Raw genomic sequence first — 22,522 nt, 5'->3', positions numbered from 1 at the left:
TGACACTCAGTTTTCGTCATTCCTTCACCGCCCCGGTCATCGACGAGACATAGTAGTCGACGAAGAACGAATAGAGGATCACGACGGGCAGCGAGCCGAACAAGGCCCCGGCCATCAGTGATCCCCATTCGAAGACGTCACCGCGCACCAGCTCCGTCAAAACACCGACGGGAATCGTCTTGTTTTCGGACGACTGAATGAATGTGAGCGCATAGATGAACTCGTTCCACGAGAGCGTGAAGGCGAAAATGCCGGCCGATATTAACCCGGGCACGGCAAGCGGCAGGATGATCTTCACGAGAATCTGCCAGCGATTGGCGCCGTCGACCAACGCACTTTCCTCGAGCTCGAAAGGGATCGACCGGAAATAGCCCATCAGCAGCCAGGTGCAGAACGGAATGAGGAAGGTCGGATAGGTGAAGATCAGCGCCAGCCTGGAATCATAGATGCCGAGCTTGAAGACGATGAAGGCCAGCGGGATGAAGAGGATCGATGGCGGCACGAGATAGGCGAGAAAAATGAGGAGCCCGACCGGGCGCGATCCAGTAAAGCGCACGCGCTCGATTGCGTAGGCGCCGAAAACGGATGCTGCAAGCGACAGCACCGTAGATCCGACCGCAACCAGCATGGTGTTCCAGAGCCAGCCCGGATAGGAGGTTTCAAGGAACAGATACTTGATGTGGTCTAGCGTCGGCTCGACCACCCAAAAGGGGCTGTAGTTGTTGTAATCGGTCAACTGCGCGTTCGGTTTGACGGCGGTAATCGCCATCCAATAGAACGGAAAGAGCAGCACGAAGACGAAGACTGCCATCGGCAGATAGAGCATGACGATGCGCCGTGGCAGACGATTGAGATAACTCATCCCCTGGACGTTGTCGGTCAGAACCTGATCGGTAGTGTTGGCGTTCATGATTGTCTCCCGACCGTTAATCCTGGCCGCCCTGCTGCCATTTGCGGCGCTGCAGACCGAAGAAGCTGAACATGATGGCGGCAAGCAGGAAGGGGATCATCGCAACCGCAATGGCAGCCCCCTCGCCCAATTGACCGCCCGGAATGCCGCGCTGGAACGACAGCGTCGCCATCAGGTGCGTTGCATTGACCGGACCGCCTTTGGTCAACACGTAGATCAGCTGGAAATCGGTGAAGGTAAAAAGCACCGAAAAGGTCATCACGACGGCGATGATCGGCGTCAGCATCGGCAGTGTCACATAGCGGAACCGCTGCCAGCTGGTTGCACCGTCGAGCGAAGCGGCTTCCTGGAGCGAGGCGGGAATGGTCTGCAGGCCGGCGAGCAGCGAGATGGCGACGAAGGGTATGCCGCGCCAGACATTGGCGATAATCACCGAAATTCGCGCATTCGTGGGATCACCGAGAAAATTGATCGGTGCATCAATCAGTCCCATCTGCATCAGCGACCAGGAAAGGATCGAGAACTGGGAATCGTAGATCCACCAGAAAGCCAGCCCCGACAGCACCGTCGGAACGACCCATGGAAGCAGGACGATAGCGCGGAAGAACGACTTGAACGGCAGGTGCTGATTGAGAAGCAGTGCCAGCCAGAGGCCCAGCACGAATTTCAACACGGAGGCAACGAACGTATAAAGCAGGGTATTGAAGACCGAGAGCCAGAAAACGGAATCCCCGGCGAGGAACTGATAGTTCTCAAGGCCGATGAAGATCCCGTCGCGACCGATCCGGGTATCGGTGAAGCCCAGCCAGACGCCCAGCCCGAGCGGGTAGGTGAGGAAACACACGAGAAAGATGGCCGCCGGTAGCATGAACAAGAAGCCGAGCATGTTGTTGTTCTGCATGAGCGATGCGACCCGGCCGCGCGTCGTATCCTCGGATGTCACGGTCGACATGGTTCTACCTCCTGATGGACAATCGCAGCATGCCGTCGCCGGCATGCTGCAGGCCTTAAGCGGGCTTAAACCCGGTAGTAGCGGTTTGCCCGGCGCTCTGCTTCCTTCATCGCGTCTTCCGGCGTCATCTGCCCGGTTACAGCAACGGCGAACATGTCGACGAGTACGTAGTCGGCCATGGTGCCTGCCGAAGCATAGCCGAGAGGGCCCGCATAACCGTTCGGCCTCAGTGTCTCCGATGCACGCGCATAGGGCGCATGGATCGGATCGGCCGTCCAGACGGGATTGTCGGAAAAGGCCTTCAGCGGCTGGCAGCAATAGGCGCTGGAACCTGTAATCCACGCATTCATCTGGTCGGCTTCCATCATGAACTTGATGTAGGCTTTTGCGGCTTCCGGATACTCGGTATGATTGAAAAGAAGCAGCGAGCTCGTCTGGTGCAGCTCGACGCTCTTGCCGACCGGACCAATCGGGAAGTTCGTTGTTCTCATGTCTGCGGTGAGTTCGGCAAGCTTTGGATCCTTTTTCGCCGCATAGTAGACTGACACACCGTTTGCGATCAGCGAAACCTGCCCAGCGAGGAATGCGCGGTTGTTGTTGATGTCCTGCCAGCTTTCCGTGCCCGGGATGAAGGTCGCATAGAGCTCCTTCGCATAGTTGATGGCAGCCAGCGTTTCGGGGCTGTTGATGGTCACCTTGCCGCTTTCGTCCACCATCTTGCCGCCATGGCTCCAAAGCAGCCAATGGGCATAATTGTTGCCGTCGCCGACTGCCTTGCCATGCGGGAATCCGGCGGGCGTGCCCTTGGCTTTCATTGCCTTGCAAAGTTCAAGAAAGCCTGCCGTATCCTTCGGGAACTCGCTGAAGCCGGCCGCCTTTACATGGCTGTCGCGGTAGACGACGGCATTGCCGATCGCCGTCAGTGGCATGGCGATGAACTTGTCGTCGCGGGTTGCATAGCCGCGGACACCGTCATACCAGCCGCCGTACTTGTTGCCGAGATAGGTCGCAAGTTCGGTCAGGTCGACGAGTTTGTCGGGATACTGGTGGGCGTCGTCGAACCAGCACATCACCATGTCCGGACCCGAGCCGACATTGGCGGCGACGGCAGCCTTCGGACGGATATCTTCCCAGCTTTCCTTGTCGACGCGAACCGCAACGCCGGTCGCTTCGGTGAACTTCTTGGTGTTGGCAAGCCAGGCATCCTCGTCTCCCTTGACGAAGGGCGTCCAGCGAAGAAGCCTGAGGCTTGCGCCTTCTTCCGGCTTGTAATTCGGCTCGGCCTGGGCGAAAGACGGTCGGACCCCGAACGGCGAAAGGCCCGCGATACCGGCCGCGGCCGCCGACGCGGCAAGAAAATCACGTCTTTTGATTGTCATAATACTCCTCCTTGAAAAGCGGGAGCGAATACTCCGGCGTTCACCTTCCCGCTTGGCGAACGACGGTCATTGCAACGGCGGATGAGCAAGGGAAGGCTCCTCTTCTTCCCTGCCTCCGCTGCAGCGTTATCAGGTACTCAATCTTTGTCCGCTTTCGGCATCGAAGAGATGCACATGCGGCGCGTCGATTGAAATGCGCAGCGTCTCGCCTGGACGCGCGTTGACGCGTTCGCGGAAGACGCAACTGACATCAGCGCCTGCGAACCTCATGGTCAACTGCGTTTCGTAGCCGGTCGGCTCGATGACGACGATCTCAGCCGGCAGACCATTGGCATCGAGAGCGATGTATTCCGGGCGCAACCCGTAGATCAGATCGCGTCCCTTCGCTCCGGCAGGCGGATTTGCAACCGGCAGGGCCGTTCCGTCCGACGCGATGAACTGGTTGGCGTTATCCGGATTGAGCCGGCCCTTGAACATGTTCATCGCCGGCGAGCCGATGAAGCCAGCGACAAAGAGGTTCGCCGGATTGTCGTAAAGATCGAGCGGCGCGCCAATTTGTTCCACCGCGCCGTCATGCATGACGACGATCTTGTCGGCCATCGTCATCGCCTCGATCTGGTCGTGGGTGACATAGACGGTCGTGGTGCTAAGACGCTGGTGAAGCTCCTTGATCTCGGCGCGCATGGCGACGCGGAGCTTGGCGTCGAGGTTGGAGAGCGGTTCGTCGAAAAGGAAGACCTGCGGATCGCGAACGATCGCCCGGCCCATGGCAACGCGCTGCCGCTGACCGCCCGAAAGCTGCCGTGGATAGCGGTCGAGTAGTTTGGTGAGGCCGAGGATGCCGGCGGCCTTGTTGACGCGCTGATCCATGTCCACCTTCGGCGCACGTTTGAGCATCAGCGAAAACGCCATGTTCTGGGCGACCGTCATGTGCGGATAAAGCGCATAGTTCTGAAAGACCATGGCGATATCGCGTTCTCCAGGCGCCAGCCCGTTGACCACGCGGCTGCCAATGCGAATTTGCCCGGCGGATATATTTTCGAGGCCAGCGAGCATTCTCAAAAGCGTTGATTTTCCGCACCCAGACGGCCCGACCAGGATCACGAACTCCCCGTCGGCAATCTCGATGTTCACACCCTTGATGACGGGGAACGCTCCGAACGATTTTCTGACATCGACAAACTCGACAGCTGCCATAAAAGTCCCTCCCAGACCTTGTCTTCGCCTTTGGCCTGCCTGCCATCCCTCCTCAGGATAAGGGCGCAGGCCAATTCAACTTGGGTTATGCCTATCCCCTGCCCACCAGGGGCATTTTTGTCGCCATCACAGTCATGGTCAGCACGTTTGCCTCCAACGGCAGGCTCGCCATATAGACGACGGCGCGGGCGATATGCTCGGACGGGATCGTCGGCTCGCTCGCAATCTCTCCATTCGCCTGCAGCACTCCCGAGCTCATCTTCGATGTCATATCCGTTGCGGCATTGCCGATATCGATCTGGCCGCAGGCGATATCGTACGGCCGCCCGTCGAGTGCGGCCGACTTCGTCAGGCCGGTAATCGCATGCTTCGTCGTCGTATAAGGTGCGGAATTCGGCCTCGGCGTCGTGGCGGAAATCGATCCGTTGTTGATGATGCGGCCGCCACGCGGCTCCTGCGATTTCATCAACTTGAAAGCCTGCTGCGTGCATAGAAAGGCGCCGGTGAGGTTGGCCGCGACTACCCCGCTCCACTGATCGAAGCTCACGTCCTCCAGCGGAATTGCCGCAATATTGGTGCCGGCATTGTTGACGAGAAGGTCGAGCCTAGCGAACTCGGCTTTGATCTGACCAAAAAGGTCCGCCACCTGCTCGGCAAGGCCGATATCGCAGGACATCGCGCGCACCGTGCCGCCGGTTTCGGCAGCAAGCTCTGTGGCGGCTTTTTCCAGAACATCGCTTCGGCGGCCGGTGATGACGACGATATAGCCTTCAGCGCTCAAGGCCCGGGCGATGCTGCGGCCGATGCCGGTGCCTCCGCCGGTGACGAGCGCGATCTTGCCTTTCTCCAGGGTTGCGGATAGCGGCATGTTAGATTTTACCCCCGAGTTCGTCGTCTATGTGGATCTTGATGATTTCGTCGAAACTGGTTTCCGCCTTGAAACCGAGCGCGACGGCGCGCTGCGCATTGAAATTGGTTGCCCAGCCGGAAACAATCGAACGAATTGTGGGGTCGGCCTCGCGGCGGATGAGTCTGACGGCCTTGTCGCCGGCAACGCGGCGCAGCGCCTCGATCTCTTCGCCGACGAGCGCAGAAAGGCCGGGCATGGTCAGATTGCGGCGCGGCCCGATCTCGCTGGTGTCGATGCGCGCTGCATGGACGAAGAAGCCAACTGCCGAACGGGGGCTTGCAAACCAGTGACGGACGGTCTCTTCGACGGGGAGCACGGCCTCCTGGCCGACCAACGGCTCGCGCAGGATGTTGGAAAAAAATCCCGAGGCTGCCTTGTTGGGCTTGCCAGGGCGAATGCAGATCGTCGGAAGGCGAATGCCGATGCCGTCGAAAAAGCCACGCCGTGTATAATCGGCCAACAGGAGTTCGCAGATTGCCTTCTGCGTCCCGTAGCTCGTCAGCGGCGTCGTGAAGAAATCATCTTCGATCTTCTCCGGGAATGGCTGCCCGAAGACGGCGATTGATGACGCAAAGATCAGGCGCGGGATGTAAGGCTCTTTTTGGCCTTCGTACCGGATCGCCTCAAAGAGCGAGTGCGTCCCGTCAAGATTGATGCGGTAGCCTTTGTCGAAGTCCGCCTCGGCCTCACCTGACACGATGGCCGCGAGATGGAAGATCAGGTCCGGCCGCAAGGAGGCAAGCCTGGCTGCGGCGCCGGCATCCGAAAGATCAAGCGCCAGCGCATTGGAAACGGAGGCAAGTGCGGCAGGCAGAGGCGGAGCAACGACATCGACGAGCGTCAGCCTGTCGATGCCGCGGCCGAGCGCTTCGGCGTTGGAGTCGAGCGTCTCCACCAGTTTGCGTCCGACCATGCCGGCTGCGCCGATAACCATCACATGCATATCAGGCAAATCTCCTCATGCTATACCGGCTCACGCCGGACTGCCGGCGCTCAAAAGAGCCCTGGTTGTTTCGTAAATCCGCGTCAGATGATGGCGAAATGCGGCGATCACGGCCTCTCGGTCATGCCGTTCAAGAGCCTCGGCAATCGCAACGTGATCGGCATAGCTGGCCTTAATGGCGCCAGGCTTCGACATTGCCTTGCGTCGGTGGTCCATCATGTAGGTGTATAGATCGGTGACAAAATCGGCGAGCAGCGGGTTTCCGCAAGCGCGATAGATTGCGACGTGGAATTCACGGTCACAGATGAGAAAGCGCATTGCATCGTCGCCACCCAGACGCTGCGCTTCGATGAGGCCCTGCAGTTTAGTCAGCGTTTCGGCGTCGATCCTTTCGGCGGCATCGCCGACGACCTTCAGTTCGATATGCAGGCGCGCCGCATGAACCGATTCCAAATCGTAGCTGTCGATGGCGTTCGGGGATGCGATGGTGACGGTGATGTGGCTGAGATCGACCTTTCCGACGCGGCTGCGGCTGCCGTGCGAGACTTCGATGATGCCTTGGGCAGCAAGCATCTGGATTGCGCCGCGCACCGTTTCCCTGCTGACATGAAGAACATTGGCAAGCTCGCGCTCACCCGGCAGCTCGTCGCCTGGCCGCAGCATGTTCGTGGCAATCAGGACCATCAGTTTTTCAGCGATGACGTCGCGCGCCGTCTGGCGCGCCAGGCTTCGCCCGACATTCGGTACCTGCGTCAAGATCGGGCTCTCGTCCATCACCACTCACTGATCCACTGGTTGGTCCACCAGATCAGTTGAGTAAAGGTCACAGTAGCTCGGGCGTCAAGAGGCAATCGTCGCTGCATCGCACCATAGAGGTTGCATGCGCAGCATTACGGCCTGCAGTGCGCATTGGCGGGAAAAGAGGGCGCCACGGCGCCATTTTCCCGCATCTTCACTCATCGCGTGGCCCGTCAGTGAAGGCCGCTCGACTGCGAATGTTGGCCTCCGTGCCGCGATATGCCCGCAAGCGCTGCGCCGGCCGCTCCCTTTTCGGCGACTGTTGCCAGATCACCAAGCGACAATATTCCAACCAGCCGCTTGTCGCGATTAACCACCGGGATGCGCCTGATCTGTTGATCGGCAAGATTCTTGCAGACTTCGTCAGTGTCCTGATCATCGAAGCAGTATCTGACTTCGGACGTCATGATATCGCCGACCTTCGCCTCAGGCCCCTGGCCTCTGGCAATGGCGCGCACCGCGATGTCGCGATCCGTCAGCATGCCGACCAGCCGGTCATTATCCTGAACCGGCACCACCCCGGCGTCGAGTTCGGCCATCATCCTTGCCGCTTCCTGTATCGTGTCATCCGGCCTGACGAGCCGGACGTCGCGCGTCATCACTTCGCTCACTTTCATGATTTTTATCCTCCGCCTTGTATGGATTTCTACAAAAGTCGAACGTCTCTGGCTCGGCAATGTTCCACACAGCGTCGATTAACGTCACCGTCGCCAATTGCCCGCTGCGTCAGGCATTGTCCGCACTGGACGCTCAACCGGTTTTCTTCACCATGGGCGAAACAATTGCAGCCAATTGCAGTTGTGCTCTTTGAGAAGCAATGTCCGGGGTTCGAGGGGCCTTGCATAGGAAGGAGGGTGTGAAGATGAGCACAACCGGTCTCGATGTCTTCGACAAGACGCTGCAAACCACCAATATCTGGCTGAACGAAATCATGGCCGACCATGGTCCCGACCGCCACGTCGCATGGCATATTCTGGGCGCCGTCCTTAAGGCCCTGCGCGACAGGCTTTCGCCGGACCTTGCGGCCCATCTCGGCGCGGAACTGCCGCTCATCGTTCGCGGCATTTACTACGATCAATATCGACCGTCCCAAATGCCGGACAAGACACGTTCGCGCGATGAGTTCCTCGCGCGTGTCGCCGAAGGTCTGAAATCCATTCGTCCGGTCGATCCCGCCGATGCGGCGAAATCGGTTTTCCACGTTCTTGCCCGTCATATCGATCTCGGCCAATCGGCGAAAGTGCGCGACGCACTGCCCAAGGAAATCCAAGCTTTGTGGCCCGACAGCGTCGGCGTAAGATAGCAACGGAACACGCAACCACGGTCCATCTCACCGGGACCTTCGTCGCATGGTGCTTTGCGATCGCACTTGCCAAGTCGGAAATCAAATCAGCTCAGCCTACGAGGTCTGATATGTGCCGGTAATGGTTGCCTCGGCGAGCATATGTTTCCTTGCTTCCTTCCACATAGTAGCGATACCGGCCTCGCCGGGAACCGAAAGACTCGGGACGTCGAGCGCGGCAAGGCGAAAAACGTAGTGATGCGCCTGGTCGCCCCGTGGCGGCTGCGGACCATCATAGCGGACGTTTCCGAAATCATTGGCATAAAAGCGTGGCGCGTTTTGCGGTGCGGTATCAGCGCTTTCGGCCAGAGCGTCCCAATCGGAAGGGATATTGGCAATGCCGCAATGGCGGAAGGTGCCATGTGGCGCGTCCGGGTCTTCGACGATCAAGGCAAAGCTTCTCGTCCCTTGCGGAGCCCCGCCCCATTTGAGAGGCGGAAGCAGATTTTCGCCGGAGCGCGCATATTTCTTGGGAATGGGATTGTCCTGTGTAAATGCCGGGCTCATCAGGGTCAGTGCCATGGCGCTTCTCCATTCATCTTGCTGCCTCAAGCGTCAACCTCTGCGGTCTTGTGTTGAAGCAAGATCAACCTGCAGGCAGCGGTATTGTTCCCGGTCCGATGGCTTCTGGCAGCTTCACCTTGAGGATCGTCCGTAGCCATTGGCAGTCAGCGCCTCGACATACCCCGATTGCGGCAATGCCATCGAGCCTGTGCCGTGCGAAGAAACTGGCAGCCGCCTTGTCGTGGGCATCATCGATAGGCAGCGTCGTGAAAATCGATCTCCAGCTGCTGGACCCGGCCGAAGACGCTGCTGAGCCGCGAGCGCTCGGCGCGATCGAGGCGATCGGCCGCAAGGTCGAGTTCCGCCTTAAGCCAGCGCGCCTGGGCGGCAAAACCCTCATGCGCGTGGAGGTCCACCCATTCCTTGAGCAATGGATCGTCGATCCGGAATTCGGCCGCCTCACTTGACCAGGTCCAATACATCCATTCAGCAGCAAACATGGCGGCGATCGTGTCGTGGAAGCTTCCAGATCTTGCAATCTCCAGCATGCCGTTGCAGAAGTTCGCCACCTCCGGCCGATCCACATCGAAGGCCGCGGGATCGATCCCGCGTGCGGCGAAGGTCTTCTCGAAATAGGCAAGCTGCTGATTGGCGAGCACGTGAAGCACATCGATCAGCCATCGCTTCTGCGCAATGGTCTCTGCCCTGGCCGTAGCCAGGGCGAAGATGGAGATGGCTGTTTCGACAAAGGCACCCTCATAAACGAGGTACCTGTCGAACACTTCCTTCGACAGGCGACCGGCCTTGATGTCCTCGACAAATCGATGACCGACCATCGCCTCGAAGACGGACCGGTTTTCCCGGATGATCTGGTCCGACAAGCTCTGCCGCATATCATTCATCCCTTCAAAGCCGGTCCGGCGGCTGCAACGAAGGCCTTCACGCGCTCGACGTCGACCGGGTTCCACCACAGTCCGCCGTGCTTCAGCGAGGAGGCGACGATGACGCCGTTGGTGCGCTTCAGGATTTCGACGATATTGTCCTTGCTGACGCCGGAACCGACCAGCAAGGGCAGGTGGGTCGCTGCGCCGATTGCTTCAATTTCATCGATGCTCGCCGTGTCACCGGTGCGCTGTCCCGTGGCGATCACGGCATCGGCGTCGAAGAAAGCAAGGTCGCGGGTCAGTTCCTCGATCGTGCGGTCGGCGGTGATGGCGTGTGCGCCATGCTTGACGTGGCTGTCGGCGAAAACCTTGATGTGCTCGGCTCTCAACATCGACCGGTAGCGCATCGCCTGCGCCGCACGGCCCTCCATGAAGCCCTCATTCGCTACATAGGCGTTGGCCCACTGGTTGACCCGGATGAACTTCGCGCCGCCGGCCATGGCGATGGCGAATGATGGGATCGGCGCATTCGCAAGGACGTTGATCCCGATCGGGACGCCAACTGCGCGTGCGATGCGATCGGTGACAACCGACATGAAAGCCGCGGTCTCCGGGCCGATATCCTCCGGTTTCGAGAACGGGATGTCGCCATGATTTTCGATAATCAGGCCGTGCATACCACCCTCTATCAGTGCCTCGGCGTCGCGAAGGCAGGCTTCATAGATGGCGTTCATCTCTTTGCCGTGGTAACGCGGGGCGCCGGGAAAGGCGGGGCAATGGATCATGCCGATCAGCGCCTTGTCAGTCCCGAATATTTCCCGTATGGCGCTTGAGGTCTTGTCGGATATTTCCTGCATCTGTTTCCCTTTCGAAAGCCAGTCATGCGTGCTTATGTCATCGGCAACGTCACAGTGGACGAAACTATTTCCGTATCGGCCATGCCTGAGGCAGGCGCTTCGATCCTCGGCCGCCAGCAAACCCGTGATCTTGGCGGCAAAGGCGCAAACCAGGCCGTGGTGATGGGCCGTGCCGGTCTTGCCTCCATCCTTGTTGCAGCCGTCGGCGATGATTTTCGCGCTGAGATCATTCGCAGCCAGTTGGCCGAAGAGCCGGTCGATGCGCGACTGGTCCGGCTCGCCGGAAAGGCGAGCGATTTCTCCATCATCTTCACCACCCCCGATGGCGAGAATGCCATCGTCACGACCTCCGATTCTGCCGGTTCGCTGACCATTTCGGATGCCATTCGGCCGCTTGCCGAAACTGCCGCTGGCGATCTCGTTGTCCTGCAGGGCAACCTTTCCGACGACGTTACCCGCGGCATTCTTGAAGAAGCCAGGCGCCGACAGCTGGTCACCGCATTCAACCCCTCACCCCTTCGTCGCTTTTTCGCCGATCTCTGGCCGCTCATCGACATTGCCTTTGTGAATAAAGGTGAAGCCGAGAGCTTAACTGGAACCGGCGGCCAAGCTGCCGCCTCGGCCCTGATCTCTGCGGGGGTCAAATATGCTGTCCTGACACTCGGGGCCGAAGGCGCAATGCTCGCAAGCCGGGCAGGCACCCTTGAGATCCCGGCAGCCCCCGCCATCGCTATCGATACCACGGGCGCCGGCGACACCTTCATGGGCACGGCACTTGCCTCTTGTGCGCTGCGGGGCGTGCCGCTTGACGCCCGCGCCATAGGCCACGCGACCGCAGCTGCTGCCTTAACTGTCAGCCGGCGGGGCACCCGATCTGCGTTTCCCACCAATGGCGAACTTCGTGCCATTCTCGCCGCCTGAGCTTCAGCGCGCCTCGGTCAACCAGCCAAGGAGATTGGTCCACAAGCGTCCATACCCTTCCCACTCGCAAAAAGCCGGCGACAGCCAATGGGGACCGATATCAGAGGTCCAGGCGGCCGTTCGGCCCTTGCCGTGCGACCCCAGAACCAGCAACGGATGGCTCCCCTGATCTTCCGGCAGGCGGGCAAGCACTTCGATATCGGCACGGTCGCGCGCTTCCACTTCATTGACGCCGAGAAGCAGCGGCCATTCGCCGTCAAGCCCGGCCATGACCGGATGTTCCGGCCTCAGGACAATGGCGGTCGATCCTTCCGGCATTTCAACGCGGTCGTCATTGGCAAGGCAGGTGACGGGCAAGACATCTTCGACTGGCGTACGGCGCCAGCGCGCCTTGCCGTCGATCCCCTGAAAGGAGAAGTAGCCGCCGACCATCAACAGCCCGCCCCCCTTCTCGACCCAGGCCTTGATGAGTTTCAGCCGGTTCGGCACCGTCTGCGAGTGCAGCCAGACCGCTGGCGGCAGGAGCAGCGAGTTCGCGCCGATGTCTGACAGGATGACCGCGTCATAGGCGTCAAGCCCGGCCATGCCGAAGGGAAATTTTTCCACCGCCTCGTGCGCGGGCATGTAGGTCAGATCGAATTCGCTGCCCTGAAGCACCTTGACCAGCGGTTCGGCGCCTAGATGGAAAGTTACGCTGCCGAACTGGTCGAAGCCCTTGTAGTGGGTGGCCGAACTGATCCAGCTTTCACCGACGAGGAGTACTTTCTTTGTCATTGTTCCTTACCGTTTCTTTGATGGTGTCAGGCACAAGCCTGGAAGACCGACCGCGGATTGTCGCGCATCATTTGGCCGATGACCCGGTCATTGAGGCCGTGGCGTTTGAGGCGCGGGAGGAAATGCCTGAGCACGTAGGCATAGCCGTTGCCGCCGTACTTCGTCAGCATCATCTTCAGGAATACGTCATGCGACAGCAGGATACGCCCGGCGTGTCCCATCTCGACGAGCTTGACGATGGCGCGTGCAGCCTCCTCGTCGCTCGGGCATTGCACCTGCTGATCGGCATAGAAGAAATCCATGCCGATCATGTCGTATTCGATAAACGCACCGCGCGAAGCGATCTCGCCCTGATAGCCGAGATCGTCATGCGAGGGATTCATGTGGCAGAGCACGGTGTGGCGCAGATCGCCTCCCTCCTCGGCCACGATGTCGAGCACCTTGTGGCCGAGCCGGCACCAGCCGGGCAGATGGACCATCAGCGGCAACCCTGTGCGGCGGTGGGCTTGGGTTGCACCGCGTAGCGACTTTTCCTCCTGCGCGGTGAAGTCGGAAGAGACGCCAATCTCGCCGATCAGACCGATCTTCACATCCGTGCCTTGAGCACCCTCAAGAGCCTCGCAGACGATCTCGTCGGCAATCTCTGCAGCACTCATGCCAGCAACCTTGGCCGGATGCGACGAGGCAAGGTAATAGCCCGCACCCATCACGATATTGAGTCCCGTTGCCTTGGCGATGCGCCGCAGAGCCAGGGGGCGGCGGCCGATGCCCTGACACGTCGGCTCGACGACCGTCCTGCCGCCTTCCTTCACGAAATCCTCAAGTTCGGCGATCGCCAGCGGCTCGTCGTCCAGCGCTATGTTGTGCTTGTTGACGAACGGGTCCTGGCGCAGCTCACCGAGAATCTCCATGCAAACGAACCCTTCGGCAAGATATTGCCGCTCCGGCGTCTTTGGCGGATGCCACCAGCAACTGCAGTCGTTGAGGACGTGCTCGTGCATCAGCGTAACGCCCAGTGCGTCAGCCCGGACCGGGCCGGCAACGGTCATGACCTTGCCGGATCGGACATGGCCTTCGGAAAGCTCGCCTGCCATCACTCAGCCCTTCTTCTTGCCGCCGAAACGAAAACTGGTGGTGAAGATGCGGGTATTGAGCCAGATCGCCAGGAGGATGATGGCACCAGTCACGATCTGGGTGAAGAACGGTGAGACGTGCATGAGGATGAGCCCATTGCCGATTACCGCGATGGTCAGCGTTCCGAGCACCGTGCCGAGGATCGTGCCGCGGCCACCCATCAGCGACGTGCCGCCGAGAACCACGGCCGCGACGACCTGCAGTTCGAAACCGACGGCTGCGTTTGACGAGCCGGAGCCAAGACGCGCCGCGATCAACAGCCCGGCCAGCGCCGAGGCCACGCCGGAAACGAGATAGACCGAGGCAATGATCCATTGCGCCGGCATGCCGACGCGGCGTGCCGCTTCCATGTTGGAGCCGACGGCCACGACCTGCCGTCCATATTTGGTCGAGGAGATCACGACATAGCCGATGGCGGCGACGAAAATGGCGATCAACGCAGGGACCGGCAAGCCGATAAACTGGCCGCGTCCCAGCCAGAAGAAGCCCGGCACGTCCCTGATCGGGATCGAATAGCCTTGCGTCAGATAAAGCGCCAGGCCGCGCAGGATCGAAAGTCCCGCCAGCGTGACGATGAAGGCCGGTATACCCTGATAGGCAATGAACCAGCCCTGCGCCATGCCCAGCAGCGCTCCGAAGGCCAGCATCCCCACGACAACGATCGGCCAGGGGTACCCCATGGCAAGAATGATCGCCGCCACGGCGTTGACGAGCGCCACCTGCGACCCGACCGACAGATCGATACCGCCGGTGACGATAACCAGGGTCATCGCGACGGCCACAACAAGAATCGGTGCTGCCTGGCGCACGACATTCAGAAGATTTCCAAGGGTCATGAATGTATCGGTCGTGACTGCAAAGAAGGCCACGCAGGCGAGGAAGAAAAAGGCGATCGACAGGACCTGCGCATGCTCGGCAAAGAAGTCGGCAAGCGGCGAGCCCTTGGCACGTTCGGTATAGACGGTCACGGCCGCTCTCCTCCGACGATGAGCTTCACGAGATCCTCCAGATCGGTCTTGCCGATCTCGCGCTCGGCGACTTTGGTGCCTTCGTACATGACGGCAATCCTGTCGCAGACCCGGAAGAGGTCCTGCAGGCGATGGGTGATAAGGACGACGCAAACGCCCTTCGCCTTGACGCGGTTGATCAGCGAGAGCACGGCTTCCACCTCGGCAACGGCAAGTGCCGATGTCGGCTCGTCCATGATCAGAACCTTGGGACTGAAGGAGGCGGCCCGAGCAATTGCGATGGCCTGGCGCTGGCCACCGGAAAGCTTTTCGACCTTTGCAGTCAGCCGCGGGATGCGAATTTCCAGCGCATCGAGCATCTTACGCGCCTCGGCAAGCATGGTCGCACGATCGAGGAAAGGTCCCTTGGTGATTTCGCGGCCAAGAAAGAGATTGCCGACCACATCGATATGATCGCAGAGGCTCAGGTCCTGGAAGACCATCTCTATATTGCGCGAGCGCGCCTCGGCCGGACCGGAAAACCGCACCTCTTCTCCATCGATCGAGATCGTCCCAGCGTCGGGAATATAGGTGCCGGAGATAATTTTAGTAAGCGTTGACTTGCCTGCCGCGTTGTCGCCTACAAGGCCGAGGCATTCCCCGGGGAAAAGGTCGAGGTCGACGCCTCGCAATGCCTGGTGCGAGCCGAAGGTCTTGCGGATATCGCGGAGCGATATGCGCGGCCTTATTGCCGCCACCCCGGATTGCCGGGGAAGCAGGGCTCCCCCGGTTCCGGAGACAGCGCTTGGGTGCTGTCCGTGCCCGATCATTTGAAAACGGCCCTGTATGGTTCCACATTCTCCTTGGTGACGATCGTCACGGGAACTGCGATGTTCTTGTCGACTGAACCGCCATCCGAGACCTTCTTCAGCGCGTCGACGGCCGCAGCACCCATGGCGGCTGGATCCTGCTGTATCACGGCTGCGACGTAGCCGGCGTCGATGCCGGCGATCGCCTGGGCAGTGAGGTCCCAACCGAACACCTTTATGGCATCCTGCTTACCCTGGCTTTCGACAGCGGCGATCGCTCCCATCAGCGCCGGCTCGCCGGTCGCATAGACGGCCGTCATATCCGGATTGCCGGTGATCAGGTTCTCGGCGGCGGCAAGCGCATTGTCCTGAATGTTCTGACCATCGACGACCCCGGCCTTCTCGATGCCGGAGACACCCTCGAGCGTCTTTTCAAAGCCCTGCTGGCGGACGTTCTGGATGAACGAATTCAGCGCACCGACGACACCGACCTTTGCCTTTCCGTCCATGTTCGCCTTGACATAGTCGAGAAAGAACCTGCCCATATCAGCGCCGGCCTTGGCGTTGTCGACGCCGATCTGGGCCTTTTGGGGCCCTTCAGGCAGGATTGCATCGATCGCGACCACAGGGATACCGGCATCTGCCGCCTGCTTGACGGCCGGCATGATGCCGTTGACATCGATGGCAACGACTGCAAGACCGGCGACTTTTTGCTGAATGTAGGTTTCGATTGCACTGTTTTGGGCAGCCGGATCGTTGTTGGCATTGAAGATCACCAGCTTTACGCCTGCTGCATCGGCCGCCTTCTGGGCGCCCTCGTTCATCTGGTTGAAAAACAATGCCTGCTGGTTGATCTGTACCAGCGCAAAGGTCTTTTCCTGTGCACTGGCGCCGAAGCCTGCGAGCGAGGCGGTGGCCAATGCGGTGAAGCCGAGAGCGGCTGTCAATGTTCTGCGTTTGATAGTGCAAGTCATGTTCTCATCCTCTGGTTGTTTTTTTGCCCATTGCGATTTTCGGATTCGCCGGCGGCGCAACGGAACTCCGCACGACGATCTCGACCGGCAGGAGCTCTTCCACAGCGCATGGGGCACGCTCCTGCCAGTTTGTTTCAAGAAGCAACGACAGCGCGCGCTGGCCGATCTGCCGAACGGGCTGGCGGACGGCCGTTACCGGCGGCGCAAAAAGATGCAGCGGCCCGACGTCGTCGAAACCAACGATCGAGACGTCCTGAGGAATCGAAATGCCTTGGCTGCGCAAGACTTCAATAAGGCCGATGGCGATTTCATCCGAACTCGCGAAGATCGCGCTCGCAGGCATGCCATCGGCTATGAAGCGCTTGGCAGCTTCGCGCCCGAAGGCGACGGTGTATTCGCCCTTATAGTTGAGCAACACAGCATCAGCACCCCACAGTTCGTGCATTGCCCTTTCCAGCCCCTGGAACCGTCGCTGTGCGCTGATCATCCGTTCGGGTCCACCGATGAATAGGACGCGGCGATGCCCCATTTGCGCAAGATGCGTTCCCGCAAGATAGCCACCCCTGTCATTGTCGCAGAAGAGCTTCGGTGCCAGCGCGTCCGGAACGTCTTCGTCGACGACGACGACCTTGCCGGTGCGGTTGATGAGCGCCCCCAGTTGCCCGTCATCGGGATGATTTGTAACGAAGATCAATCCATCGACGTGGTTGCGTTCTATCAGCTGAAGATAGGCGACCTCGCGACCGGAGCGGTTCAGCGTCGCATACAGCGAGACGGCAAGCCCGCGGCGATCCGCCTCCTCCTCCACCGCCGCCACAAGGGTTGCGAAGAACGGATTGGCGATGTCGGGCACCACGAGACCGATCGTATCCGAGCGCCCGCGGCTTAGGCGCCGGGCATGCGGATTGGGCTGATAATTGAGATCACGGATCGCATCCTCGATCCTCTTCTTCGTCTCGTGGGGAAGCTCGAGCGAGCCGTTCAGCAGCCGCGAGACTGTCGTCACGGAAACGCCGGCAGCACCGGCGACATCCTTCAGACTGGTGACACGCTCGTTTCCCATCGCTTGTAAACCGCTTTAGTAAACCGATTTACCATTTAGTTCACCGATCCCTTTTTGAGTCAAGCGGACTGTCGACCCGGTTATCTACGGCCAAACAATCGCAAAGCTTCATTACTGCAGCTGCGGCTTTCGAAGAAAGCTGTTGCGGTCGGCCGACTTGACACGCAGCCAAGCTTCACGACCATCGCGCAATATCCTCATTGGGATTTCCACACCGGCGGGACCGCTCCTCCATAGCTTGCGGTAAAAGTCGGCAAGACCGGCGACCTCTCCATCCCTTATCTCCGAGATGATATCTCCCTCACGCAAGCCCGCTTGAGCCGCCGGGCCCCCTTCAGCCACGCTCATGACCACCACGTCGCCATTGCTTTCGGCAGAAAAGGCCCCGAGCCAGGGACGCGGCGGCTTATTCACTTGGCCGCGCGTGAGCAGATCATCAAGAATGGGTGGCAGCAGGTTGATCGGTACAACCATGTTGATGTCGGCGGCCTGTCCCCTTTGGCTCATTTGCAGGCGCAGCGAGCCAATGCCGAGAAGTTTGCCGTCGGAGCCGATGAGTGCCGCACCTCCCCAGGAAGGGTGAGCCGGCGCGATGAAAATCGCCTCTTCGAGCAGATATTCCCAGTAACCGGCGAATTCCTGCTTGGCGACAATCGCAGCCTGCACAAACTGACCGATGCCGTCAGCAAGCATAACCGGATCGCCGACCTTCGCTGCAATTGCATCCCCAAGATCTAATGCGGGAACGTAAAGCGGCCCGAGCGCCTGCACCAGGCCGAAGCCGGTTTCCTGATCATAGGCAAGGGCATGCGCAGGAACGACATAGCCATCATTGCGCGTCAGCCACACTTCCTCGGCCTCGGTGATCAGATAGCCGATTGTGACCACCAGCCCGTTTTCACCGATCACCACGCCGCTTCCCTCTCTTTGGGTACCGAGGGTCATCGCCGTGAAGGCATCTTCCGGAATTGAAGAACGGACGGCCACAACGGACCGCAAAATCCTGTCGATGTTCATGCTTTCGTTCCTGATGAGCAAGCTCCACGCACGCGAAAGCGTCACCGCTTTCCTGCGGCGCCCGGCATTCCTCTAAAATATGGCTGGTCACAGTGCAGCACAAGCCGGAAGAGCCGAATCTGCTTTCACGTCGATGCGAAAGTCGAAGAGAAAACGGATCAACCGAGCACCGATATGAAACTGTTTTTCGATGCGACGTATCGAAAACAGGATTGACGTTTCATACACCACAACAGGCACTTGCCGGGCTCCATCCCTTGCCAGCAGAGCTGCATCACCTCAGATGAACACAGAGTGATGCTTGTACCGCGTCTGAGTATGCCAAATGAAAATCGTCGAGTTAGCCAGTTCTGTGTCTCGCCCGTTTATGCCATTGGCGATGTTCATGGGATGGCCAGCCTGCTCGAGCTTCTGTTAGCGACCATTGACGACGATGCCCACAGATGTGATGCGAAGCCGCGGGTCGTATTCCTCGGCGACATCGTCGACAGAGGGCCCGACAGCCGGCGAGCGATGGAAATCGTCCATGCGACGCTTCAAGAACGTGAGGGATCGCACTTCATTCTCGGAAATCACGACTACCTGTTTCGCGAGGCATTGAACAACCACCTCGGCGATCCGGCGCTCGATCATTGGCTGTCAGGCATGGGCGGAAAGTCGACCCTTCGATCGTACAGTCACCGCATGCCGGGCTGGGCAGGAGAGCTGCCGGACCTGCTGCTTCCCCGCTATTCCCATCATCTGGCACTGCTCAATCGAGCCGCAGATATGGTCATCGTGAATGGCTACTGCCTCGTTCACGCCGGGATCGACCCGAAGAAACCTCTTGCCCACCAGGACGAGCGGGATCTTCGCGAAATACGCGAACGCTTTCTCGATGTCTCAGACCCGCTCGAAAAGGTCGTGGTGCATGGCCATACAATAACGGAATCGGAACTTCCGGAGGTCCATTCGAACCGAATAGCGATCGATACAGGGGCGTATCGCACGGGACGCCTGTCGGCCGTCGTTATTGCTGGCAATAGTGAGCCGCGCTTTCTGTATGTCTCCCACTCCGATTAGCCCACCATTTCACGCTTTACTCCGCGCAGAAGGCGCGATTGAGCGGTTTGCACCCCTCTGCCGGCAATCCGGGAACGAGAACAAGACATCCAAGGCCCAGGCTCAAGCAAGACCATTATTCGCTTTGCCGGAAGTTGCGGATCCTGTCGAAAAGCACGGCAAGCACGATGGCGCCCCCAATGAAGGTCCCCTGCCAGAAAGCGTTGATGCCGAGCAGGCCGAGACTGTTGCGGATCACTTCGATCAGCGCAGCTCCGACCAACGCGCCGAGAGCGGTACCGACGCCGCCTGCCAGATTGGCGCCACCAATGACGGCGGCGGCGATGACCTGAAGCTCCATTCCGGCACCTATATTGGTGGTGACGGCGCCCAGCCAGCCGGTTTGAACAATGCCGGCAATCCCCGCCGATAGGGCGGATATCATATAAACTGCCACCTTGATCCTGCGTACGGGAACGCCGGTCAACGTTGCGGCATGCTCATTGCCGCCGATCGCAAAAACATAGCGCCCGAACCTCGTCCAGCGCAGCACGAAACCGGTCAGCAGGGCCAGAATGATCATGTAGAGCACCGGGTTGGCGATGCCGAGAAACCACGCGCCGCCGCCGAGTGCCAGGAGCGTGTCGTGATCCGGTCCGAATTGGAAGACCACGGTATTGTTAGATGCGACCATTGCAAGACTGCGCGCGATCGACAGCATGCCGAGTGTCACGACGAACGGCGGGAAGTCGAGATAGGCGATCAAAAGCCCGTTGAAGGCCCCGATTATTAGGGCGGTGCCGATCGACGCGGCAATACCGACTTCGATGCTGTAGCCGGCATGCATCACCACCGCCAGGACCATACTGCAAAGGCAGAGCACCGACCCAACGGACAGGTCGATTCCGCCGGTGATGATGACCAGCGTCATGCCGAGCGCAATGATCGCAACGAAAGTGACGTTGCGGGTGATGTTGTAGAGGTTCTTCGCCGTGGCGAAGGAGTCGGTTGCCGCAGACAGGAAAAGACAGGCGAGGATGACTGCGATCAGGACCCAGAAGGTCTGCCCGCCCACGACTGATGCAATCCAGTTCCGCTGCTTCTGTGCAATTGTCTGGTCAAGAGTAACAGCCATCATCGACCTTCATTTTTTCCACTATCCAAGCAGCGCGTTCACACCTGTTCGATCGCGCCGGTGATAAGCCCTGTGACTTCCTCTGGCGAACTTGCCTCAATCGGCTTGTCGGCAACTTTTCTGCCTCGCCGCAAGACAATGACGCGGTCGGCAACCGTAAAGACGTCCGGCATGCGATGGCTGATCAGGACAACGGCAATGCCGCGATCTCGCAGTTGGCGGATCAGATTGAGGACCTCCGCCACCTGGCGAACGGAAATTGCCGCAGTCGGCTCGTCCATCAGCACGATCTTTGCCTCCGAAAGCATCGTGCGCGCAATCGCCACCGCCTGCCGCTGGCCGCCTGACATCTGCCTTACGAGGTCCCGGGGACGCGTCTCCGACTTCAGCTCCCTGAAAATTTCGCCGGCACGCCTATACATGGTCTTGTAGTCCAGGACTTTCAGTGGACCGATGCCGCGCCGCAGCTCGCGCCCGAGGAACACGTTCGCCGCTGCCGTGAGATTATTGCAGAGCGCCAGATCCTGGTGAACGATCTCGATGCCGTGCTGGCGCGCCTCCACCGGCCGGTGCATGACGATTTCCGCGCCATCGAGGCGTATGGTGCCCTCGCTCGGCCGGAAGTTGCCGGCAATCATCTTGACCAGTGTCGATTTTCCAGCGCCGTTATCGCCCATGAGACCGACGACCTGCCCCGCCTGAAGCGAAAGCGAAACGTCGTTGACTGCCTGGATGGCACCGAAATGTTTGGAAATGTTGGTGAGTTCGAGAACCGCCACCAGCCTGCTGACCTCCCAAAACCTGCAGGCTTGCCCCAATTGCCCCTCAGATGTCGTCGAAGGGATGGATGCCCGCAATCTCGCCTTGCCGATGTCCTCCCAGCAAAGCGATTCCACCGCATTTACGCAAAACCTTGCGAAAGCGTCAATCAATTGTCCGACGAATCAAGCTGACATCACAAAAATCTGTTTTGTATGACAAATACTCGTTGACGGGCGAAGCGAGCGGATATTAGCTGTTAGTGGGAGAGAGAGCATGCTGATCCTTGTCACCGGTGCGACGGGCAAGGTCGGGCGGCGCTTCATTGCTGGGCTGCTTGACGATCCGAGATTTACGAAAGCACGCATCCGCGCGCTGTGCCATAATCGTTTGCTTCCTGAGACCAGCCGTATCGAAGTCACAAAGGGCTCGATCGCCGACCAGCATGTCGCGGCAGCCGCAATGAAAGATGTTACCCACGTTCTGCATCTTGCCACCTGCAAGGAAACGCCTTCCGCCGTCATGGACGTCACGGTCAAGGGTCTTTTCTGGCTACTCGAAGCCTTTCGGACGAGCGCTACCGCACAGCAGTTCATCCTCATCGGCGGTGATGCCGGTATCGGCCATTTCTACTATCGCCACGACGGACCGATCACCGAGGATACGCCGCATCGCGCTTATCCTGGCAGTTACGCGCTTTCCAAAGTTCTCGAGGAGGTAATGCTTGAACAGTTCGCTATCCAGTACGGCCTCAACAGCTGCTGCCTTCGCGCACCGTGGATCATGGAGAAGGATGATTTCAAATATACGCTGTCCTTCGGCGATGATGTTTTCGGCGGACCCGACTGGAAGACGCTGGTCCCGCAAGACGATGCGAGGCGTTATGCGGAAGCTGGCACAGTGCCGCTGCTGCGCGACGCCAACGGACGCCCGCTGAAGCGTAATTTCGTGCATGTGGATGATCTCGTATCGGCAATTCTGGCAGCTATCGACAATCCACGGGCAAAACGCCAGCTGTTCAATATCTGTATGGACCGGCCGGTCGACTATGGCGAGGTCGCAGCCTATCTGGCGCAGACGCGAAATCTTGGGGCTGTCGACATCCCAAGCCAGTACCACTCGAATTGGATGGATAACAGCAAGGCCAGATACCTGCTGGATTGGCAGCCCAGCTATGATCTGGAAAGGCTTATCGACTCGGCCTGGCAATACGAGCGTTCGCACGATGACCGTCGCATTGTCTGGTACCCGGGTTGATTTGGTATGGCGGTC

General features: G+C 59.5%; 24 protein-coding genes. 4 read left to right on the top strand and 20 right to left on the bottom strand.

What is annotated here, in order from left to right; genetic code table 11:
- Window positions 1-16 precede the first annotated feature (16 nt).
- The 8 genes from AM571_RS28255 to AM571_RS28220 all read right to left on the bottom strand — a co-directional run bounded on the left by AM571_RS28255 (window position 17) and on the right by AM571_RS28220 (window position 7,706).
- On the bottom strand, window positions 17-910 hold the full coding sequence (locus AM571_RS28255; RefSeq protein ID WP_074064309.1) for a carbohydrate ABC transporter permease: 894 nt from the start codon (window positions 908-910) through the stop codon (window positions 17-19).
- Between the two features lie 16 nt (window positions 911-926).
- Complete coding sequence (locus AM571_RS28250; protein ID WP_074064308.1) at window positions 927-1,862, bottom strand: carbohydrate ABC transporter permease; 936 nt, start codon at window positions 1,860-1,862, stop codon at window positions 927-929.
- Window positions 1,863-1,927: 65 nt separating this feature from the next.
- Window positions 1,928-3,241 (bottom strand): ABC transporter substrate-binding protein, encoded by a 1,314-nt coding sequence (locus tag AM571_RS28245; RefSeq protein ID WP_074064307.1) that lies wholly within the window; start codon window positions 3,239-3,241, stop codon window positions 1,928-1,930.
- A 129-nt stretch (window positions 3,242-3,370) separates the two neighbouring features.
- Window positions 3,371-4,438, bottom strand: coding sequence for an ABC transporter ATP-binding protein (locus AM571_RS28240; RefSeq protein ID WP_074064306.1), 1,068 nt, complete (start codon window positions 4,436-4,438; stop codon window positions 3,371-3,373).
- Between the two features lie 91 nt (window positions 4,439-4,529).
- Complete coding sequence (locus tag AM571_RS28235) at window positions 4,530-5,306, bottom strand: SDR family oxidoreductase (RefSeq protein WP_074064305.1); 777 nt, start codon at window positions 5,304-5,306, stop codon at window positions 4,530-4,532.
- A gap of 1 nt (window position 5,307) precedes the next feature.
- On the bottom strand, window positions 5,308-6,291 hold the full coding sequence (gene denD, locus AM571_RS28230; RefSeq protein WP_074064304.1) for a D-erythronate dehydrogenase: 984 nt from the start codon (window positions 6,289-6,291) through the stop codon (window positions 5,308-5,310).
- Between the two features lie 30 nt (window positions 6,292-6,321).
- Complete coding sequence (locus AM571_RS28225; protein ID WP_074064303.1) at window positions 6,322-7,065, bottom strand: FadR/GntR family transcriptional regulator; 744 nt, start codon at window positions 7,063-7,065, stop codon at window positions 6,322-6,324.
- 197 nt (window positions 7,066-7,262) lie between these two features.
- Window positions 7,263-7,706, bottom strand: coding sequence for a CBS domain-containing protein (locus AM571_RS28220; protein ID WP_074064302.1), 444 nt, complete (start codon window positions 7,704-7,706; stop codon window positions 7,263-7,265).
- A gap of 245 nt (window positions 7,707-7,951) precedes the next feature.
- Here AM571_RS28220 and AM571_RS28215 point away from each other — a divergent pair, with 245 nt between their 5' ends.
- Window positions 7,952-8,392: a DUF2267 domain-containing protein gene (locus AM571_RS28215; RefSeq protein WP_074064301.1), complete on the top strand. Its 441-nt coding sequence runs from the start codon at window positions 7,952-7,954 to the stop codon at window positions 8,390-8,392.
- Window positions 8,393-8,488: 96 nt separating this feature from the next.
- On the opposite strand, the gene AM571_RS28210 is transcribed toward AM571_RS28215, so the two are convergent.
- The 3 genes from AM571_RS28210 to AM571_RS28200 all read right to left on the bottom strand — a co-directional run bounded on the left by AM571_RS28210 (window position 8,489) and on the right by AM571_RS28200 (window position 10,676).
- Window positions 8,489-8,953 carry a YbhB/YbcL family Raf kinase inhibitor-like protein gene (locus AM571_RS28210; protein WP_074064300.1) on the bottom strand — a complete coding sequence of 155 codons (465 nt, stop codon included), beginning with the start codon at window positions 8,951-8,953 and terminating at the stop codon, window positions 8,489-8,491.
- 230 nt (window positions 8,954-9,183) lie between these two features.
- Window positions 9,184-9,828: a TenA family protein gene (locus AM571_RS28205; protein ID WP_074065623.1), complete on the bottom strand. Its 645-nt coding sequence runs from the start codon at window positions 9,826-9,828 to the stop codon at window positions 9,184-9,186.
- Between the two features lie 5 nt (window positions 9,829-9,833).
- Window positions 9,834-10,676: a BtpA/SgcQ family protein gene (locus AM571_RS28200; RefSeq protein WP_074064299.1), complete on the bottom strand. Its 843-nt coding sequence runs from the start codon at window positions 10,674-10,676 to the stop codon at window positions 9,834-9,836.
- A gap of 24 nt (window positions 10,677-10,700) precedes the next feature.
- Here AM571_RS28200 and AM571_RS28195 point away from each other — a divergent pair, with 24 nt between their 5' ends.
- Window positions 10,701-11,597, top strand: coding sequence for a ribokinase (locus AM571_RS28195; RefSeq protein WP_074064298.1), 897 nt, complete (start codon window positions 10,701-10,703; stop codon window positions 11,595-11,597).
- A gap of 3 nt (window positions 11,598-11,600) precedes the next feature.
- Here the strand turns inward: AM571_RS28195 and AM571_RS28190 are convergent, their stop codons facing one another.
- The 7 genes from AM571_RS28190 to AM571_RS28160 form a co-directional block, all read right to left on the bottom strand.
- On the bottom strand, window positions 11,601-12,371 hold the full coding sequence (locus tag AM571_RS28190; protein WP_074064297.1) for a glutamine amidotransferase: 771 nt from the start codon (window positions 12,369-12,371) through the stop codon (window positions 11,601-11,603).
- 26 nt (window positions 12,372-12,397) lie between these two features.
- Window positions 12,398-13,465 carry a phosphotriesterase family protein gene (locus AM571_RS28185; protein ID WP_074064296.1) on the bottom strand — a complete coding sequence of 356 codons (1,068 nt, stop codon included), beginning with the start codon at window positions 13,463-13,465 and terminating at the stop codon, window positions 12,398-12,400.
- 3 nt (window positions 13,466-13,468) lie between these two features.
- Window positions 13,469-14,473, bottom strand: a complete 1,005-nt coding sequence (locus tag AM571_RS28180) for an ABC transporter permease (protein WP_074064295.1) — start codon at window positions 14,471-14,473, stop codon at window positions 13,469-13,471.
- Window positions 14,470-15,282: an ATP-binding cassette domain-containing protein gene (locus tag AM571_RS28175; protein WP_074064294.1), complete on the bottom strand. Its 813-nt coding sequence runs from the start codon at window positions 15,280-15,282 to the stop codon at window positions 14,470-14,472. Before AM571_RS28175 ends, AM571_RS28180 begins: the two co-directional genes overlap by 4 nt.
- Window positions 15,279-16,235, bottom strand: coding sequence for a substrate-binding domain-containing protein (locus AM571_RS28170; RefSeq protein WP_074064293.1), 957 nt, complete (start codon window positions 16,233-16,235; stop codon window positions 15,279-15,281). The genes AM571_RS28175 and AM571_RS28170 overlap by 4 nt, the downstream gene beginning before the upstream one ends.
- A gap of 4 nt (window positions 16,236-16,239) precedes the next feature.
- Window positions 16,240-17,298 (bottom strand): LacI family DNA-binding transcriptional regulator, encoded by a 1,059-nt coding sequence (locus AM571_RS28165; RefSeq protein WP_074064292.1) that lies wholly within the window; start codon window positions 17,296-17,298, stop codon window positions 16,240-16,242.
- Between the two features lie 111 nt (window positions 17,299-17,409).
- Window positions 17,410-18,315, bottom strand: coding sequence for a S1C family serine protease (locus tag AM571_RS28160; protein ID WP_074065622.1), 906 nt, complete (start codon window positions 18,313-18,315; stop codon window positions 17,410-17,412).
- A 297-nt stretch (window positions 18,316-18,612) separates the two neighbouring features.
- On the opposite strand from AM571_RS28160, the gene AM571_RS28155 reads away from it, so the two are divergent.
- On the top strand, window positions 18,613-19,377 hold the full coding sequence (locus AM571_RS28155; RefSeq protein WP_081377230.1) for a metallophosphoesterase: 765 nt from the start codon (window positions 18,613-18,615) through the stop codon (window positions 19,375-19,377).
- 115 nt (window positions 19,378-19,492) lie between these two features.
- On the opposite strand, the gene AM571_RS28150 is transcribed toward AM571_RS28155, so the two are convergent.
- Both AM571_RS28150 and AM571_RS28145 read right to left on the bottom strand, forming a co-directional pair.
- Window positions 19,493-20,491 carry an ABC transporter permease gene (locus AM571_RS28150; RefSeq protein WP_074065621.1) on the bottom strand — a complete coding sequence of 333 codons (999 nt, stop codon included), beginning with the start codon at window positions 20,489-20,491 and terminating at the stop codon, window positions 19,493-19,495.
- A gap of 38 nt (window positions 20,492-20,529) precedes the next feature.
- Window positions 20,530-21,270 (bottom strand): ATP-binding cassette domain-containing protein, encoded by a 741-nt coding sequence (locus AM571_RS28145; protein WP_237358653.1) that lies wholly within the window; start codon window positions 21,268-21,270, stop codon window positions 20,530-20,532.
- Between the two features lie 256 nt (window positions 21,271-21,526).
- Between AM571_RS28145 and AM571_RS28140 the strand changes: the two genes are divergently transcribed.
- The gene (locus AM571_RS28140; protein ID WP_074064290.1) at window positions 21,527-22,507 is read left to right on the top strand and encodes an NAD-dependent epimerase/dehydratase family protein; all 981 of its coding nucleotides are present in this window, start codon (window positions 21,527-21,529) and stop codon (window positions 22,505-22,507) included.
- The last annotated feature ends 15 nt before the right edge of the window (window positions 22,508-22,522 follow it).

The organism is Rhizobium etli 8C-3, assembly GCF_001908375.1.
Classification (GTDB): domain Bacteria; phylum Pseudomonadota; class Alphaproteobacteria; order Rhizobiales; family Rhizobiaceae; genus Rhizobium; species Rhizobium etli_B.
This window is presented reverse-complemented; position numbering and strand designations above follow the sequence as displayed.